Origin of the sequence: uncultured Pseudomonas sp., from assembly GCF_943846705.1 — a bacterium.
In the GTDB taxonomy this organism is placed as follows: Bacteria; Pseudomonadota; Gammaproteobacteria; order Pseudomonadales; family Pseudomonadaceae; genus Aquipseudomonas.
This window is the reverse complement of record NZ_OX044366.1, coordinates 991,989-1,007,458: the sequence shown is the minus strand read 5'-3', so window position 1 is coordinate 1,007,458 and position 15,470 is coordinate 991,989. Positions and strand designations below refer to the sequence as shown.

Sequence of the window (15,470 nt, the reverse complement as noted above, 5' to 3'; positions counted from 1 at the left end):
GGGTTGAAGATGGACAACAGCTACGGGCAGTTCTGCACCGTTGCCCGCGGCGCCGAGGCGCTGTGCAGTCGCTGGACGCCCTTGGTGGTACGTGAGCTGTTGTGCGGCAGCAAGCGCTTCAATGATTTGCATCGTGGCGTGCCGCGCATGTCCAGCAGCCTGTTGGCCCAGCGCCTGCGCCACCTGGAAGAGGTCGGCGTGCTGCAGCGCACAGCCGTCGGTAATGTCTGGGAGTACAGCCTGACGGCGGCCGGTGAGGACCTGCGACCGATCGTCATGGCCCTCGGTCACTGGGGTGCCCAGTGGATCGGCAGTCGCCTGCGTGACGATCAACTTGATGCCGGACTGCTGATGTGGGACGTGCGCCGATTTGTCCGCCTCGAGGCGTTTCCATCTTGTCCGGTAGTCATCCATTTCAGCTTTCGCGACGCGCGTCCGGGTGAGGGACGTTGGTGGCTGGTGGTCGAAGAGGGGGTTGCGGACCTGTGCCGTGACGATCCTGGGCGCGAGCTGACCCTGCTGGTCGATGCCACCGTGCGCGCCTTGACCGAGGTGTGGGCGGGGGATCGAACGCCGAAAGAAGTTATCCACAGCCATGAATTAAGCGTAGACGGGCGAGAGGCGGATGCGCAGAGCCTTTGGCTGTGGCTAGGTACCAGCGCCTTCGCCGAGACCCGGCGCAAGCGTTCTGACCCACTGGCCAGCTGAACATGCTGCCGACGTGGGCGACAGCAGCGTTATGCCGGCGGCGCATTGCGCGCCGCCGTGTACCGCCGGACTAGCGCTCGCCTAACAAGGCTAAGCCGCGCTTGACCGCTGCACGCACCTGATTCGGCGCGGTGCCGCCGATATGGTCGCGGGCATTCACCGAGCCTTCCAGGGTCAGTACGGCGAACACGTCCTGTTCGATCTGCTCGCTGAACTGGCGCAGTTCTTCCAGGCTCATCTCGGCCAGGTCCTTACCGCTGTCGACGCCGTACTTCACCGCATGGCCGACAATTTCGTGGCAGTCGCGGAACGGCAGACCTTTGCGTACCAGGTAGTCGGCCAGGTCGGTGGCGGTGGAGAAACCACGCAGCGCCGCCTCGCGCATGATCGCGGCTTTTGGCTTGATCGCCGGAATCATGTCAGCAAAGGCACGCAGGCTGTCGCGCAGGGTGTCGGCGGCGTCGAACAGCGGCTCTTTGTCTTCCTGGTTGTCCTTGTTGTAGGCCAGCGGTTGGCCTTTCATCAGGGTCAGCAGGCCGGTCAGGGCGCCGAATACACGGCCGGTCTTGCCGCGCACCAGCTCAGGCACGTCGGGGTTTTTCTTCTGCGGCATGATCGAGCTGCCAGTGCAGAAACGATCCGGCAGATCGATGAACTGGAACTGCGCGCTGGTCCACAGCACCAGCTCTTCGGAGAAGCGCGACAAGTGCATCATGGCAATCGAGGCGGCGGCGCAGAATTCGATGGCGAAGTCGCGATCCGATACGCCGTCCAGCGAGTTGCCGCCCACCGCGTCGAAACCGAGCAGTTGCGCGGTCATCTCACGCTGAATCGGGTAGGTGGTGCCAGCCAGTGCCGCCGAGCCCAGTGGCATGCGGTTGGTGCGCTTGCGGCAATCGACCAGGCGCTCGTAGTCACGGCTGAGCATTTCAAACCAGGCCAGCAGGTGATGGCCGAAGGTCACTGGCTGCGCGGTTTGCAGGTGGGTGAAGCCGGGCATGATGGTCTCGGCTTCACGTTCGGCCTGTTCCAGCAGGCCCTGCTGCAGGCGGGTGATCTCGGCGAGGATCAGGTCGATCTCGTCACGCAGCCACAGGCGGATGTCGGTGGCGACTTGGTCGTTGCGGCTACGGCCAGTGTGCAGTTTCTTGCCGGTGACGCCGATGCGGTCGGTCAGACGCGCCTCGATGTTCATGTGCACGTCTTCCAGATCGATGCGCCAGTCGAACTGGCCGGCTTCGATCTCGGTCTGGATGGTCTTCAAGCCGTCGATGATGCTGTCGCGCTCGGCATCCGTCAGCACGCCGACTTGAGCCAGCATGGTGGCGTGGGCGATGGAGCCCATGATGTCGTGGCGATACAGGCGCTTGTCGAATTCGACTGAGGCAGTAAAGCGGGCAACAAAGGCATCGACGGGCTCGCTAAAACGGCCGCCCCAGGATTGATTGGTTTTTTCAGTGCTCATGGGCTTCGCTCGGCTGGTGCGCAATAACAGCCTGACCGCATGGCGCGGCCGGCAAGACAGAAAGTCCGTCGATAATAACAGGCTGGCAGACAAAATCGCCGCATCGCGTTGCCTGGGGCCACAGCTAGGCTTAGCCCTGGCAATGTTGCGTCGGTCACAGTTTTATTGGTCCAGGCGTATTTCGGTGGTTTATTTTGCCCGACCGGAGCGGTCTACCTTGCCGCTGGGGCGGCCCACGCGGAAACTGCGGCGATGAAAATAAAAAGCCTGTTATCAGAAACACAATCACCTGCGGTCGATGACTTTTTCGTGCCAGAGCTGTGCGAGCCGGAAGCGTTACTGAGCATGGTGCTGTTGGCCGAGTTGCTGGTGCTGGTGCTGGTACTCGCCGAGCCGATGCTGCCGGGCTTCGACTGGGTGCGCCTGGCGCTGACCTCGCTATTTGTGCAGTGGATCGTGCTGCTTTCGGCCGCCGTGCTATGTCGCTTGCGCCCGTTAATGGCGCGTATGCCGGCGGCCACGGCGGGAACCTTGTGCTGCGCGATTGTGGTGGCCTTGAGTTTGATGTGTACCGCCGTCGCCGATTATTACCAGTTGGGCGGGCCGCTGCCGCGTAATGGCGAGGCCAATCTGTACCTGCGGCATGCCCTGATCAGCCTGATTATGTCGGCCCTGCTGTTGCGTTATTTCTACCTGCAAAGCCAATGGCGCAAGCAGGAGCAGGCGGAGTTGCGCGCGCGGATTGAGTCGCTGCAGGCGCGTATCCGTCCGCACTTTTTGTTCAATAGCCTGAACAGCATTGCCAGCTTGGTGGTGGTTGACCCGTACAAGGCCGAGCAGGCGGTGCTCGACCTTTCTGACCTGTTCCGCGCCAGCCTGGCCAAGCCCGGCAGCCTGGTGCCCTGGCGGGAGGAGCTGGAGCTGGCACAACGATATTTGTCGATTGAGCGCTATCGGCTCGGCGAGCGTCTACAGTTGCAGTGGGAGGTTGCCGGTGTGCCGGATGATCTGCCGATTCCACAGCTGACGCTGCAGCCCTTACTGGAAAACGCCTTGATTTACGGCATTCAGCCGCGCATCGAAGGCGGCTTGGTGCAGGTCGAGGCGAGTTATCACGAGGGGGTATTCCAGTTGTGCGTGAGCAATCCATACGAGCAACTAGGCGAGCCGCCGCCGTCGCGCGGCACGCATCAAGGGTTGAGCAATATCGATGCGCGGCTGGTGGCACTTTTCGGCCCGCGGGCCAGTCTTAGCGTAGAGCGCCGTGACGGCCGCCACTTCACGTGTCTACGCTATCCTTGTGTAAGACCCAAGCAGGAAGTCCGTGCATTATGAATGTCCTGATTGTCGATGACGAACCCTTGGCCCGTGAGCGCCTAAGCCGAATGGTGGGCGAGCTCGAGGGCTATCGCGTGCTTGAACCCTCAGCCTGCAACGGCGAGGAGGCCCTGAGCCTGATCGACAGCCTGAAGCCGGATGTGGTGCTGCTGGACATCCGCATGCCGGGTCTGGATGGTTTGCAGGTAGCGGCCAAGCTGTGTGAACGTGAAGCGCCGCCGGCCGTGATTTTTTGTACCGCCCATGACGAATTTGCCCTCGAAGCCTTCCAGGTCAGTGCGGTGGGCTATCTGGTCAAACCTGTTCGCACGGAAAGCCTCAGCGAAGCCCTGAAGAAAGCCGAGCGGCCTAACCGCGTGCAGTTGGCAGCCCTAACCCGGCCGGCTGCGGACAGCAGTGGCGAGCCGCGCAGCCACATCAGTGCACGGACGCGCAAAGGTATTGAGCTGATTCCGCTGGATCAGGTGATCTACTTTATTGCCGACCACAAATACGTAACCTTGCGCCACGCCGGCGGCGAAGTGCTGTTGGACGAACCGCTGAAGGCACTCGAGGACGAGTTTGGTGAGCGCTTTGTGCGTATTCACCGCAATGCCCTAGTGGCCCGTGAGCGTATTGAGCGTCTGCAGCGTACGCCGCTCGGGCATTTTCAGCTGTTTCTCAAAGGCATGAACGACGAGGCGCTGATCGTCAGCCGCCGGCATGTGGCGGGCGTGCGCAAGTTGATGCATAACCTCTAAGTCAGGAGCTGCAATCCAGATAGCCCGGGTTGCAGGCCTGACAAGGGCCAGCCTGTTATGATCTTAGGCAGTTTGTTTTCTGGAATTGCCCATGTCTCGCGAAATCCGCATTGCCACCCGTAAAAGTGCCCTGGCCCTGTGGCAGGCCGAACACGTCAAAGCCCGTCTGGAGCAGGCGCACCCTGGCCTCAAGGTCAGCCTGGTGCCGATGGTCAGTCGTGGTGACAAACTACTCGACGCGCCGCTGGCGAAGATCGGCGGCAAGGGCCTGTTTGTCAAAGAGCTGGAAACCGCCCTGCTGGAGAACCAGGCTGACATCGCCGTGCATTCGATGAAGGATGTGCCGATGGACTTCCCCGAGGGCCTGGGGCTGTTCTGCATCTGCGAGCGCGAAGACCCGCGTGACGCCTTCGTCTCCAACACCTATGCCAGCCTCGATGCGTTGCCGCCCGGCAGCGTAGTCGGCACCTCCAGCCTGCGTCGGCAGGCGCAGTTGCTGGCGCGTCGCCCGGACCTGAAAATCCAGTTCTTGCGCGGCAACGTCAACACCCGCTTGGCCAAACTGGATGCCGGTGATTACGACGCCATCATCCTCGCCGCCGCTGGCCTGATCCGTCTTGGCTTTGAGAGCCGCATCCGCGACTCGATCAGTGCCGAGGACAGCCTGCCCGCCGGCGGCCAGGGTGCGGTAGGAATTGAGTGCCGCAGTGCCGACAGCGAGATCCATGCCCTGCTGGCCCCCTTGCATCACCGTGACACCGCATTGCGGGTGACTGCCGAGCGCGCGCTGAACAAGCACCTGAATGGCGGCTGCCAAGTGCCGATTGCCTGTTATGCGGTGCTGGAAGGTGAACAGTTGTGGCTGCGTGGCCTGGTCGGTCAGCCGGATGGCTCGCAACTGCTGCGCGCTGAACAGCGGGCCAGTAGCGCCGCGGCCGAGCAGTTGGGCGTGCAGGTGGCTGAAGCCCTGCTGGCGCAAGGCGCAGGCGCTATTCTGCAAGCCGTATACAGCGAGGCGGGCACGGAGTGAGTGGCTGGCGTTTGCTGCTGACACGGCCGACCCAAGAGTCCGCCGCGCTTGCCGCAACCTTGGCCCAGCAGGGCATTTACAGCAGTAGTTTGCCGCTGCTGGCCATTGAAGCCCTGAGTGAGCGCGTCGAGCAGCGTGCCACGCTTGCCGATCTGCACCGCTACTGCGCGGTGATTGTGGTGAGCAAACCGGCGGCACGCCTGGGCCTCGATCTGCTTGGGCGCTGCCAGTTATCCGTACCTGCCGGGCAGCCTTGGTTCAGCGTGGGTGCCGCCACCGGGCAGATACTTAGCGAGCATGGCCTGCTGGTGCATTATCCCGAACAGGGCGATGACAGTGAGGCGTTGCTTGCCCTGCCGCAGTTTCAGCAAGCGCTGCTGACGGCCGCTAACCCGCAGGTACTGATTTTGCGCGGCGAGGGTGGCCGGGAGTTGCTCTCCGAACGCTTGCGCGGCCAAGGCGTGCAGGTGGATTATCTACCGTTGTATCGTCGGGTGCTGCCGGCTTACCCGCCCGCCGCGCTGGCCAAGCGGGTTGAGGCTGAGCGTCTGAACGCCCTGGTGGTCAGCAGTGGGCAGGGCTTTGTGCATTTACGCGAGCTGGCCGCCGAGGCCTGGACGCAGCTGGCCCTGCTACCCTTGTTTGTACCCAGCTCGCGAGTCGCCGAAATGGCCCGTGCAGCGGGTGCGCAATTTGTTGTGGATTGTCGTGGCGCGAGTGCCGCGGCGTTGCTGGCAGCGTTGCAAGCGCAACCTACCCCTGATCTCTGACGCAAAGGATGGATACGTGAGCGAAGCAACTACTCCGAAAGACCAAGGCCCGCAAGAGCCTGAACAGACTCTGGTGGATGCCGCCATGGACACACCGGTCACGCCTGAACCCAGCGCGAAAGAGCCAGCCGCACGTGGAAACGGCCTGGCGCTGCTGGCGCTGCTGATCGCGGTGGCAGGTGCCGGAGCTGGGGGCTGGGGGCTGTGGCAGTTACACGGGATGGATGCCCGCGCACAACAGCAGCTGAGCCAGTTGCAGGAGGCGCGTACTGAAGCGCAGAACGCGGCGCAGAGCCTGGCGCAGGTTGGTCGGACGCTGCAATCGCGTATGGATCAGCTGCCCGGCGTCGATGACCTAGAGTCTCGTCGCCTCTTGCTGACGCAATTGCAAGGTGGCCAGCAGTTACTCAGTCAGCGTTTGGAAACCGTACTGGGGGCCAGCCGCCAGGATTGGCGTTTGGCCGAGGCTGAGCATTTGCTGCGTCTGGCCAGCCTGCGTTTGTCCGCCTTGCAGGATATCAACAGCGCCTCCGCACTGGTTTCGGCTGCCGCTGAAATCCTTCAGGAGCAGGATGATCCCGCCGCATTTACCGCGCGTGAACAGTTGGCCAAGAGCCTGCAAGCATTGCGTTCGACCCATAACCCCGACCGTACCGGGCTGTTTCTCCAGCTCGGCGCGTTGCGTGAGCAGGTGGCGCAACTCAATGCTCAGGCCCCGAGTTTCAGTGGCGAAGGCGGTGTGCTGAGTGAGCTGGCGGCTGCCGATGGTGCGCTTGAGCCGGCGTGGTGGCAGCGTGGCCTGCAGACCTTGTCGGAATATTTCCGCCTCGACTTCAATGCCGATCGCAATATCCGGCCTATGTTGGCCGGCCAGAGTCTGACCCAGGTACGTTTGGCCCTCAGCCTGGCGCTGGAGCAGGCGCAGTGGGGGGCGCTGCATGGCCAGAGCGATGTCTACCGACAGGCTTTGCAGCAGGCGCGTGAGGTGTTGGATGCGCACTTTGATCTGGATAACCCCAATAGCCGGGCCTTGCGTGCGCGCGTCGATGAACTGGCCGAGCAGCCGATTGCAGTGACGCCACCGGACTTGAGCCCGGCGCTGAACGCCGTGCAGGCATACATGCAGGCCAAGCAAGACGCGCGCCTGCAGCCGCCAAGCGAGACTAAGCCTGCGGCTACGGCAGACGGTGCTGCCGCGGCAGCATCGCAGGAGGCGCGGCAATGAAGCGTATCTACTGGTTGCTGCTGATCTTGGCGGTTGTCGCCGGCGTTGCCAGCCTAGTGTTGTTCGGCCTGCCGTTGGCCGAGCATAAAGGCTATGTGCTATTTGCCTTCCAGGGGTTTCGCTATGAATCCAGTCTATGGGCGTTCGTTGCCTTGCTGCTGGCCCTCTGGTTACTGGTCTACCTGGTGCGCTTGAGTGTCAGGTTGCTGGTGACCTCCGGCGGTCTGCTCAACCCGTGGTCACGCTTACACAGCCGTCGCCGTGTCCGCCAGGCATCCGAGCAGGGCTTTCTCGAGCTGGCTGAAGGTCGCTGGGCGCGCGCCCTACGTCACCTGACGCAGGCGGCAAAGCATTCGCCGCAGCCGCTGAGTTATTACTTGGGTGCTGCCCGTGCGGCGCACCAATTGGGGCAATACGAGGACAGCGATGGTTTGCTTGAGCAAGCCCTTGATCGTCAGCCGCAAGCGGAGCTGGCGATTGCGTTGTTACATGCCGAGTTGCAGCAGGCGCGCGGCCAGAGCGAAGCGGCGCTGGATACGTTACAGGTCATGCGCGCGCGCCATCCGCACCATCATCTGGTGTTGCAACAGTTACAGCAGCTCTATCTGCAGACCGAAGACTGGTCAGCCTTGCTCGGGCTGTTACCGGATCTACGCAAGGAAAAATCCCTGGGAAATGCCGAACTAAGTGAGCTGGAGAGCCAGGCCTGGCGTGGACGCTTGTTGCAGGCTGGGCAGCCGCTAGGTGGTGATACACAAACTGCTCTGGTCTTGCTGCAACAGGCCTGGCAGGCGATGCCAGCCGCGCAGCATAAGCAGCCTGAACTGGTGGCCGTGTATGCCGAGCAATTGCGCCAGTTGGGTGCCGAGCATGAGGCGGAAGAGCTGCTGCGGCCGTTCCTCAAGCAGCATTACGACACGGCCCTGGTGCGACTCTACGGCTTGCTGCGTGGGCGTGATCTGAGCCGGCAGTTGCAGGCGGCTGAGGGCTGGTTGAAGCAGCATCCTGATGATGCCGGTCTGCTCCTGACGCTGGGGCGGCTATGCCTGCATAGCCAGTTGTGGGGCAAGGCTCAGGATTACCTGGAAAGCAGCCTGACATTCGAGCGTCACCCGGAAACCTGCACCGAACTAGCGCGCCTGCAAGCGCAATTGGGTGATCTGGAACGCAGTAACAACCTGTATCAGGAAGGCCTGCGCCTGCTTGACTCGCGCTTGTGTGCGTCGGCGTTACCCGCAGCGAGCTGATCGAGTTGTTTGCTGAGGCCTGATGCGGGCGGTGTTGATGGTTTGCCTGGCACTGCCGATGACATCGTGGGCGGGGCTGTCGGCCAGGTCTTTTTGAGCGTTTATAAGCCCGCAATGACTGAGGAAGTTGAGCGAGCGCCGGTTAAACGCTTGTATGAAATTATCTCCGGTGCTGCCTTGAAGGCTTGGGCCTGCGGGAATAGTCTGGCCTGCAGTACCGCCGGAAACTTGCCGTTTCACGGCTGTCTTCCCAGACCTTGCTCCGACTGACAAGAAACTGTCTCGGTGCAGGCGAACAACACTAATAGTAATAGGGAAGTAGAGGTCATCATGCTCGAGAGTTGTCAGAACGCACAGGAACGCTGGGGTGGAGTTCACCTGCTGATTGACCGCTGGCTGCAAGAGCGCAAGGAACTGGTGGATGCTTACGCAGCCCTTACCGGCTCAGCGCAAGCGCCGAGTGCCGATGCCTTGCAGCACTTCTGCGAGATTCTTGTCGACTATGTGTCGGCTGGGCACTTCGAGGTCTACGAGCAGTTGACCAGCGAAGCCAAGGCATTTGGTGATCAGCGTGGTCTGGATCTGGCCAAGAAAATCTATCCGCGCATTGAGGTGATCACCGAAGCGGCGCTGGCCTTCAATGATCGCTGTGACGCTGGCGACTGCAATGATTCGGCTTCGTTGCTCGATGAATTGAAACGTCTGGGCCAGTTGTTGCACGAGCGTTTCGAGCTGGAAGACTGCCTAATCGAAGTCCTGCATAACGCCCATCAGGAACAGGCTTCGCCTGCTCTCTGAGGCACTGGCTCGCTACGCCTTGGTGTCGAGCAACTCCAGCTCGAACACCAGGGGCGAGTAGGGTGGAATCAAATCCCCCGCACCTTCTTCGCCATACGCCTGCGCTGATGGAATGACTACGCGCCATTGCGCGCCCACCGGCATGTGCTGCAGCGCACTGCGCCAGCCAGCGATGACGCTGTCTAGGCGAAACCACTGGGCGGTCTGACTTTCGTCGAACTGACTGCCATCTGCGAGAAATCCGACATAACGCACCTGAATACGGTCTGTCGGGCCGGGCTTATGACCGTTGCCGGGGCGTAGCTCCTGCATCAACACACCATCCTGCAGCACACGAACGCCGGTTTTGGCTTTCTCGGCGGCGAGAAAGCGTTGCTCTGCAGTCTTGGCTTTTTCGGTTGCCTCCGGTGCGTTGGCGAGCTGTGTTTCGTGTTCGGCCAGCAGGTGTTCAATGCGCGTGGCATCCAGTGCCAGTGGTTGATTGCGATAGGCCTGACGCAAACCATCGAGTAGGGCTTGCAGTTCCAGATCAGGCACCTCGTCGCGCAGCCGCTCACCGAGTTTTACCCCCAGACTGTAAGCCAGGTCATGCGCCTGCTCTTGCGCTTGAACGAAGGGGGCGAGCAAACAGAGTAGTAGCAAGGTGAAGCGTGGCATGAGCGTACTCCGGCGAAGGGGGCACGATTATGCCAGCTCGGCCCGTGCGCTCAATGTGTGAGGTGGCAAGGCGAGTAAAAGGCGGTCTAGTATGACGCCATCTTCACCCGCCTGGAGGCGCGTCATGTCGGCCACAAAGAATGCAAAGAAGAAATCAGTGAGTACGCCGCTGCACCTGTTACAGCAACTTTCCAGCAGCCTGCTTGAGCATCTCGAAGATGCCTGCACGCGCGCCTTGGTTGATGCCGAAAAGCTCCTCGCCAAGCTGGAAAAGCAACGTGGCAAGACCCAGGAAAAACTGCACAAAGCCCGCAGCAAAATGCAGGATGCAGCCGTCGCTGGTAAGGCCAAAACCCAGGCCAAAGGTAAAGAGGCCGTGGCCGAGCTGGAGCAGTTGCTCGACATTCTCAAAGACCGCCAGAGCGAAACTCGCAGCTATATTGCCGGGCTAAAGCGTGACGCTCAGGAAAGTCTGAAATTGGCGCAGGGCGTCGGCAAGGTCAAAGAGGCCGTTAACAAAGCGCTGGACAGCCGCTCGGCCAAGGCGGCTGCCGCCAAAACGGCGGTTAAGCCTGCGCCGCCTAAAGCCCCAGCCAAGCCTGCGGCCAGAAAAGCTGCCGCCAAGCCGGCCAGCAAGGCGGTCACTGCGGTGGCCAAAGCACCCGCCAAACCCGCTGCAAGAGCGCCTGCCAAGGTGGCCAAACCAGCGGCCAAGGCACCGACCAAAGCGGCAGCGAAAAAGCCTGCAGCGGCGAGCAGTGCCAAGCCTGCCGCCAGCAAGCCGGCTGCATCTAAGGCCGTCGCAAAGCCTGCGGTGAAGAAGGTCGCAACGGCTAAGCCAGTCAGCCAGGCTGTAGCGAAGCCCGCTGTGAAAAAAGCCCCAGCCAAGCCAGCGGCTAGAAAAACTGCAGTTAAACCGGCCGTTGTCAATGCGCCGGTTGCCGAAGCGGCGGCGCCTGCCGCGAGCACTGGCGGCACGCCACCAAGCGCGGATTAAGCGCTAAGTTGCGCCGCTGCGCTGTGCAGCGTTTGCAGGGCCTCGCGGCTGGCCAGCTCAGGCGCGAGGCTTTGCAGCCAGTTCGGTGGCGCGTTCGCCGTATTACTCGGCCAGTGTTGCGTGCACGCCGCCAGGCGCTCTAGCTGCTGGCGCTCGGCATTCAGTTCCAGTCGTTTGATGTGTTCACGTAGCGTCGCCAGCGCCTGATCGCCCTGTGCGGCCTCACGCCAGCTTTGCCGCAAATTGCGCAGCGGCAGGACTACTTGCTGTTGCCAGGGCTGCGCCAGGATGCGCAAGGCCGCGGTACGTTCTTCGTCACAGGGTATCTGCCGCGTTTCCAGCCACGCGCCGCAGAGCAACAGGCACACATCTGCCCCCTGGGCTTGCAGTTGCAGGCACGCGGCTTCGACGCCCGGGCGTTGATAAAGCGTTTCGGCGAATCGCCACAGATCAGTGGGCATGGTGCTTTCCGGATTTCTCAAGGGGGACTCTGGTAGACTCCGCCGCCATTATGATCCGACTCCTGAACCTGACTTTACAGCGTGGCCCTCAGCGTCTGCTAGAAGATGCCGAGATGACCCTGCACCCCGGCCACAAAGCCGGCCTGATCGGCGCCAATGGTGCCGGCAAATCCAGCCTGTTTGCCCTGTTTCGTGGCGAGCTGAGTGCGGACGCGGGCGATTGCCTGATTCCCGCCGACTGGCGCGTGGCCCACATGCGCCAGGAGATCGACGCGGTCGAACGCCAGGCGGTGGATTACGTGCTCGACGGCGATGTGCACCTGCGTCGAGTGCAAGCTGACTTGGCCGTGGCCGAAGCCGCGCATGACGGCGCGGCGGTGGCGCGGTTGCACACCGAGCTGGATACCCTCGACGGCTACAGCGCCGATGCCCGTGCGCGCAAGCTGCTCGCCGGCCTGGGCTTTGACAGTGCACAGATGGACCGCCGCGTTGGCGATTTCTCCGGTGGCTGGCGCATGCGCCTGAACCTCGCGCAGGCGCTGATGTGCCCGTCCGATCTGTTGCTGCTCGATGAGCCGACCAACCACCTCGACCTCGACGCGATCCTGTGGCTTGAAGGTTGGCTGAAAAGCTACCCCGGCACCTTGCTGCTGATTTCCCATGACCGCGATTTCCTCGATGCGGTGGTGGATCATGTGGCCCACCTCGATCAGCAGAAGCTGACCCTGTATCGCGGCGGCTATTCGGCGTTTGAACGCACCCGTGCCGAACGCCTGGCCCAGCAGCAACAGGCGTACGAGAAGCAGCAAGTGCAGCGCGCGCACATGGAAAAGTACATCGCCCGCTTTAAGGCCCAAGCCACCAAGGCGCGTCAGGCGCAGAGCCGAATCAAGGCACTGGAACGCATGGAAGAGTTGTCGGCGGCGCATGTCGACTCGCCGTTTGATTTCAGCTTCCGTGAAGCCGACAAGATTTCCAGCCCGCTGCTGGACCTGAGCGAAGGTCGCCTCGGTTACGGCGATAAAGTGGTGCTGGAGAAGGTCAAACTGAACCTGGCGCCCGGCGCGCGTATTGGCTTGCTCGGACCGAACGGGGCGGGTAAGTCGACCCTGATCAAAAACCTGTCGAACGAGCTGCAGCCGATTAGCGGCCGCTTGCAGCGCGGCGAGAACCTGGTGGTCGGCTACTTTGCCCAGCATCAGCTCGATGCCCTGGATGACAAGGCCAGTCCGCTGTTGCACTTCCAGCGCCTGGCCCCGACCGAGCGCGAGCAGACCTTGCGCGACTTCCTTGGTGGTTTCGACTTCCGTGGCCCGCGCTGCGATGAGCCGGTGTTAAATTTCTCCGGTGGCGAAAAAGCCCGTCTGGCCCTGGCGTTGATTGCCTGGGGCAAGCCCAACCTGCTGCTGCTCGATGAGCCGACCAACCACCTCGACCTGGAAATGCGCCTGGCGCTGACCATGGCCTTGCAGGAGTTCAGCGGCGCCGTGGTGGTGGTCTCCCACGACCGGCATTTGCTGAAAAGCACCACCGATGAATTTCTGTTGGTTGCCGACGGCCAGGTTCAGCCGTTCGACGGTGACTTGGAGGACTACGCCCGCTGGCTGGTGGACTACCGCACGCGGCAGGCACCGACGAGCGGCGGTGAGAGCGCCCCAGACAAAGCCGACAAGCGTGTGCAGCGCCAGGCCGCTGCCGCTCTGCGCCAGCAATTGGCCCCGCACAAGCGCGAGGCCGACAAGTTGGAAAAAGAGCTGGGCCAACTGCATAGCAAGCTCGCGGCCGTCGAGGCTCGCCTGGGTAGCAGCGAGATTTACGAAGCGGCACAGAAAGACCAACTACGTGAGGCATTGGCCGAACAGGCCGCGCTGAAAGTCCGCGAAGCCGATCTGGAAGAGCGCTGGATGGCGGCGCTGGAAACCCTCGAAAGCTTGCAGGCCGAACTGGAGGCCGCCAGTTGAGCATCACCCTGCCAACGCTGGAGTGGCTGCTGGCCTGGCGCGAACCGTTGCTCAGGGCCGGGCAGATCATACTGATTTTGCTGCTGGCCTGGCTGGTTCAGCGCATTCTCACTCGCGGTATCACCCGGCTCGGTAACCGCTACCCACAGCTGCCGGCAGAGTTGCTTATGCCGCTGCGCGGCTTACTGCGCTGGTTGATTCTGGGCAGTGCTTTTATGCTGGTGCTGGAGCGCCTAGGCGTTTCGGCACAGGTGCTGTGGACTGCACTGACCGGTTTTGCCGCCGTGGCCGCGATTGCCTTTTTCGCGATCTGGAGCGTGCTGTCCAATATGTTCTGCGCGCTGCTGATCTTCGCCATGGGGCCGTTTCGCATCGGTGATTGTGTCGAAGTGCTGGAAAGCGCCGACAAGCACGGGGTGCGCGGCCGGGTGATTGCGATCAACCTGTTCTACACCACCCTGGAAGACGTCACTGGCGATGCGCCCGGCGCTTGGGTGCAGATCCCCAATAGTCTATTTTTCCAAAAAGCCGTGCGCCGCTGGCGCAACGGCCAACTCCCCCCTGAACGTACTAGCGAGATCTGATTCCTATGGAATGGCTGAGCAACCCTGAAATCTGGGTCGCATTTCTGACCCTGACTGCCCTGGAAATTGTCCTTGGCATCGACAACATCATCTTTATCTCGATCCTGGTCAGCCGCCTGCCAAAGCATCAGCAACCCAACGCGCGTTTCTTCGGCCTAGCCCTGGCCATGGGCACGCGAATTCTGCTGCTGCTGTCGATCAGCTGGGTGATGCGACTGACCAACGATCTGTTTCACCTCTTCGGTGAAGGCTTCTCCGGGCGTGACCTGATCCTGTTCTTTGGTGGCCTGTTTCTGTTGTTTAAGAGCACCGCCGAGATCTTCCATAGCCTGGAAGGCGAAGAAGAAGCGCAGGCCAACGGCGGCAAGGCCTACGGCTTTATGGGGATCATCGTGCAGATCGCGATTATCGACATCGTGTTCTCGCTGGACTCGGTGATTACCGCAGTCGGCCTGGTCGATAACGTGCCCGTGATGGTTGCGGCCATCGTCATTTCGGTGATCGTGATGATGCTCTCGGCAGGCACCATCAGCGATTTCATCGATAAGCACCCGAGCTTGAAGATGCTTGCCCTGTCGTTCCTGATCGTGGTCGGCACCGTGCTGATCGCCGAAGCCTTCGACGTGCATGTGCCGAAGGGTTATGTGTACTTCGCCATGGCCTTCTCGTTGGCCGTTGAGGCCATCAACATCCGCATGCGCACCGCCCGCGCCCGTGCGCGCAAGGAAGAGCTAGGCCCGGTGCAACTGCGCAAAGACATGCCGGACTGATTCGCCCGCTAGGCGAGTAACACAACAAGGGGTAGGCTTCGGCCTGCCCCTTTTTCTGGCCTGCTTTTAATTGGAGATTGACGCCATGGCTCTCGAAACCTGGCTTGCGTTCTTTGTCGCTTGTTGGGTGATCAGCTTGTCGCCAGGTGCCGGGGCGATTGCCTCGATGTCTGCGGGGCTGCAATACGGGTTTCTGCGCGGCTATTGGAATGCGCTGGGCTTGCAGCTGGGCCTGGCGTTGCAGATTGCCATTGTGGCGGCCGGTGTGGGGGCGATTCTGGCGGCGTCGGAGCTGGCCTTCAGCCTGATCAAGTGGTTCGGCGTGGCGTACCTGGTGTACCTCGGTTATCGCCAGTGGCAGGCGTTGCCCAGTGATATGACGGCGCAAACCGAGCGGCCCATCGGCCGGCCGCTGACCTTGGTGTTGCGCGGTTTTCTGGTCAACTTCAGCAACCCCAAGGCGATTGTCTTTATGCTCGCGGTGCTGCCGCAGTTTCTCAATCCACAAGCGCCGTTGCTGGGTCAGTACCTGGTGATGGGCGTGACCATGATCTGCGTTGACCTGATTGTCATGGCCGGCTACACCGGCCTGGCGGCGCGGGTGCTGGGTGCGCTGCGCTCGCCCCGTCAGCAGCAGTTGATGAACCGGACCTTTGGCGCGTTGTTTATCGGCGCAGCGGCGCTGCTGGCCAGTGTGCGCCGCGCGGCGGTTTAGTTAC

Annotated in this window: 16 protein-coding genes; 13 read left to right on the top strand and 3 right to left on the bottom strand. The window is 61.8% G+C overall.

Annotated elements, in window-relative coordinates; translation table 11 throughout:
- Positions 1 to 9 precede the first annotated feature (9 nt).
- The gene (locus Q0V31_RS04890) at positions 10 to 708 is read left to right on the top strand and encodes a helix-turn-helix domain-containing protein (RefSeq protein WP_298185062.1); all 699 of its coding nucleotides are present in this window, start codon (positions 10 to 12) and stop codon (positions 706 to 708) included.
- Positions 709 to 778: 70 nt separating this feature from the next.
- Here Q0V31_RS04890 and argH read toward each other — a convergent pair whose 3' ends face one another.
- Positions 779 to 2,173, bottom strand: coding sequence for an argininosuccinate lyase (gene argH, locus Q0V31_RS04885; RefSeq protein WP_298185058.1), 1,395 nt, complete (start codon positions 2,171 to 2,173; stop codon positions 779 to 781).
- Positions 2,174 to 2,425: 252 nt separating this feature from the next.
- Between argH and Q0V31_RS04880 the strand changes: the two genes are divergently transcribed.
- The 7 genes from Q0V31_RS04880 (at position 2,426) to rsd (ending at position 9,321) form a co-directional block, all read left to right on the top strand.
- Positions 2,426 to 3,508, top strand: a complete 1,083-nt coding sequence (locus tag Q0V31_RS04880; protein ID WP_298185056.1) for a sensor histidine kinase — start codon at positions 2,426 to 2,428, stop codon at positions 3,506 to 3,508.
- The gene (locus tag Q0V31_RS04875; protein ID WP_298185054.1) at positions 3,505 to 4,251 is read left to right on the top strand and encodes a LytTR family DNA-binding domain-containing protein; all 747 of its coding nucleotides are present in this window, start codon (positions 3,505 to 3,507) and stop codon (positions 4,249 to 4,251) included. Before Q0V31_RS04880 ends, Q0V31_RS04875 begins: the two co-directional genes overlap by 4 nt.
- Before the next feature lie 91 nt (positions 4,252 to 4,342).
- Complete coding sequence (gene hemC, locus Q0V31_RS04870) at positions 4,343 to 5,281, top strand: hydroxymethylbilane synthase (protein WP_298185051.1); 939 nt, start codon at positions 4,343 to 4,345, stop codon at positions 5,279 to 5,281.
- Positions 5,278 to 6,051 (top strand): uroporphyrinogen-III synthase, encoded by a 774-nt coding sequence (locus Q0V31_RS04865; RefSeq protein ID WP_298185048.1) that lies wholly within the window; start codon positions 5,278 to 5,280, stop codon positions 6,049 to 6,051. Before hemC ends, Q0V31_RS04865 begins: the two co-directional genes overlap by 4 nt.
- 85 nt (positions 6,052 to 6,136) lie before the next feature.
- A complete protein-coding gene (locus tag Q0V31_RS04860; RefSeq protein WP_298190919.1) occupies positions 6,137 to 7,276 on the top strand; it encodes a uroporphyrinogen-III C-methyltransferase in 1,140 nt (379 codons plus the stop codon).
- Entirely contained in the window at positions 7,273 to 8,523 is a 1,251-nt protein-coding gene (locus tag Q0V31_RS04855; protein WP_298185047.1) for a heme biosynthesis HemY N-terminal domain-containing protein, read from the top strand. Before Q0V31_RS04860 ends, Q0V31_RS04855 begins: the two co-directional genes overlap by 4 nt.
- Before the next feature lie 330 nt (positions 8,524 to 8,853).
- Positions 8,854 to 9,321: a sigma D regulator gene (rsd, locus tag Q0V31_RS04850; RefSeq protein WP_298185046.1), complete on the top strand. Its 468-nt coding sequence runs from the start codon at positions 8,854 to 8,856 to the stop codon at positions 9,319 to 9,321.
- A gap of 12 nt (positions 9,322 to 9,333) precedes the next feature.
- Here rsd and Q0V31_RS04845 read toward each other — a convergent pair whose 3' ends face one another.
- Complete coding sequence (locus tag Q0V31_RS04845) at positions 9,334 to 9,978, bottom strand: FKBP-type peptidyl-prolyl cis-trans isomerase (protein ID WP_298185044.1); 645 nt, start codon at positions 9,976 to 9,978, stop codon at positions 9,334 to 9,336.
- Between the two features lie 124 nt (positions 9,979 to 10,102).
- Here Q0V31_RS04845 and Q0V31_RS04840 point away from each other — a divergent pair, with 124 nt between their 5' ends.
- A complete protein-coding gene (locus Q0V31_RS04840) occupies positions 10,103 to 10,975 on the top strand; it encodes an AlgP family protein (protein ID WP_298185042.1) in 873 nt (290 codons plus the stop codon).
- Here Q0V31_RS04840 and Q0V31_RS04835 read toward each other — a convergent pair.
- Positions 10,972 to 11,436, bottom strand: coding sequence for a TIGR02444 family protein (locus tag Q0V31_RS04835; protein WP_298185039.1), 465 nt, complete (start codon positions 11,434 to 11,436; stop codon positions 10,972 to 10,974). The genes Q0V31_RS04840 and Q0V31_RS04835 overlap by 4 nt on opposite strands.
- A gap of 50 nt (positions 11,437 to 11,486) precedes the next feature.
- On the opposite strand from Q0V31_RS04835, the gene Q0V31_RS04830 reads away from it, so the two are divergent.
- The 4 genes from Q0V31_RS04830 to rhtB all read left to right on the top strand — a co-directional run bounded on the left by Q0V31_RS04830 (position 11,487) and on the right by rhtB (position 15,466).
- The gene (locus Q0V31_RS04830) at positions 11,487 to 13,397 is read left to right on the top strand and encodes an ATP-binding cassette domain-containing protein (RefSeq protein WP_298185037.1); all 1,911 of its coding nucleotides are present in this window, start codon (positions 11,487 to 11,489) and stop codon (positions 13,395 to 13,397) included.
- A gap of 8 nt (positions 13,398 to 13,405) precedes the next feature.
- Positions 13,406 to 13,981: a mechanosensitive ion channel family protein gene (locus Q0V31_RS04825; RefSeq protein ID WP_298190917.1), complete on the top strand. Its 576-nt coding sequence runs from the start codon at positions 13,406 to 13,408 to the stop codon at positions 13,979 to 13,981.
- Between the two features lie 5 nt (positions 13,982 to 13,986).
- Positions 13,987 to 14,751 (top strand): TerC family protein, encoded by a 765-nt coding sequence (locus Q0V31_RS04820; RefSeq protein ID WP_298185034.1) that lies wholly within the window; start codon positions 13,987 to 13,989, stop codon positions 14,749 to 14,751.
- Positions 14,752 to 14,836: 85 nt separating this feature from the next.
- A complete protein-coding gene (gene rhtB / locus Q0V31_RS04815; protein ID WP_298185032.1) occupies positions 14,837 to 15,466 on the top strand; it encodes a homoserine/homoserine lactone efflux protein in 630 nt (209 codons plus the stop codon).
- Positions 15,467 to 15,470 lie beyond the last annotated feature (4 nt).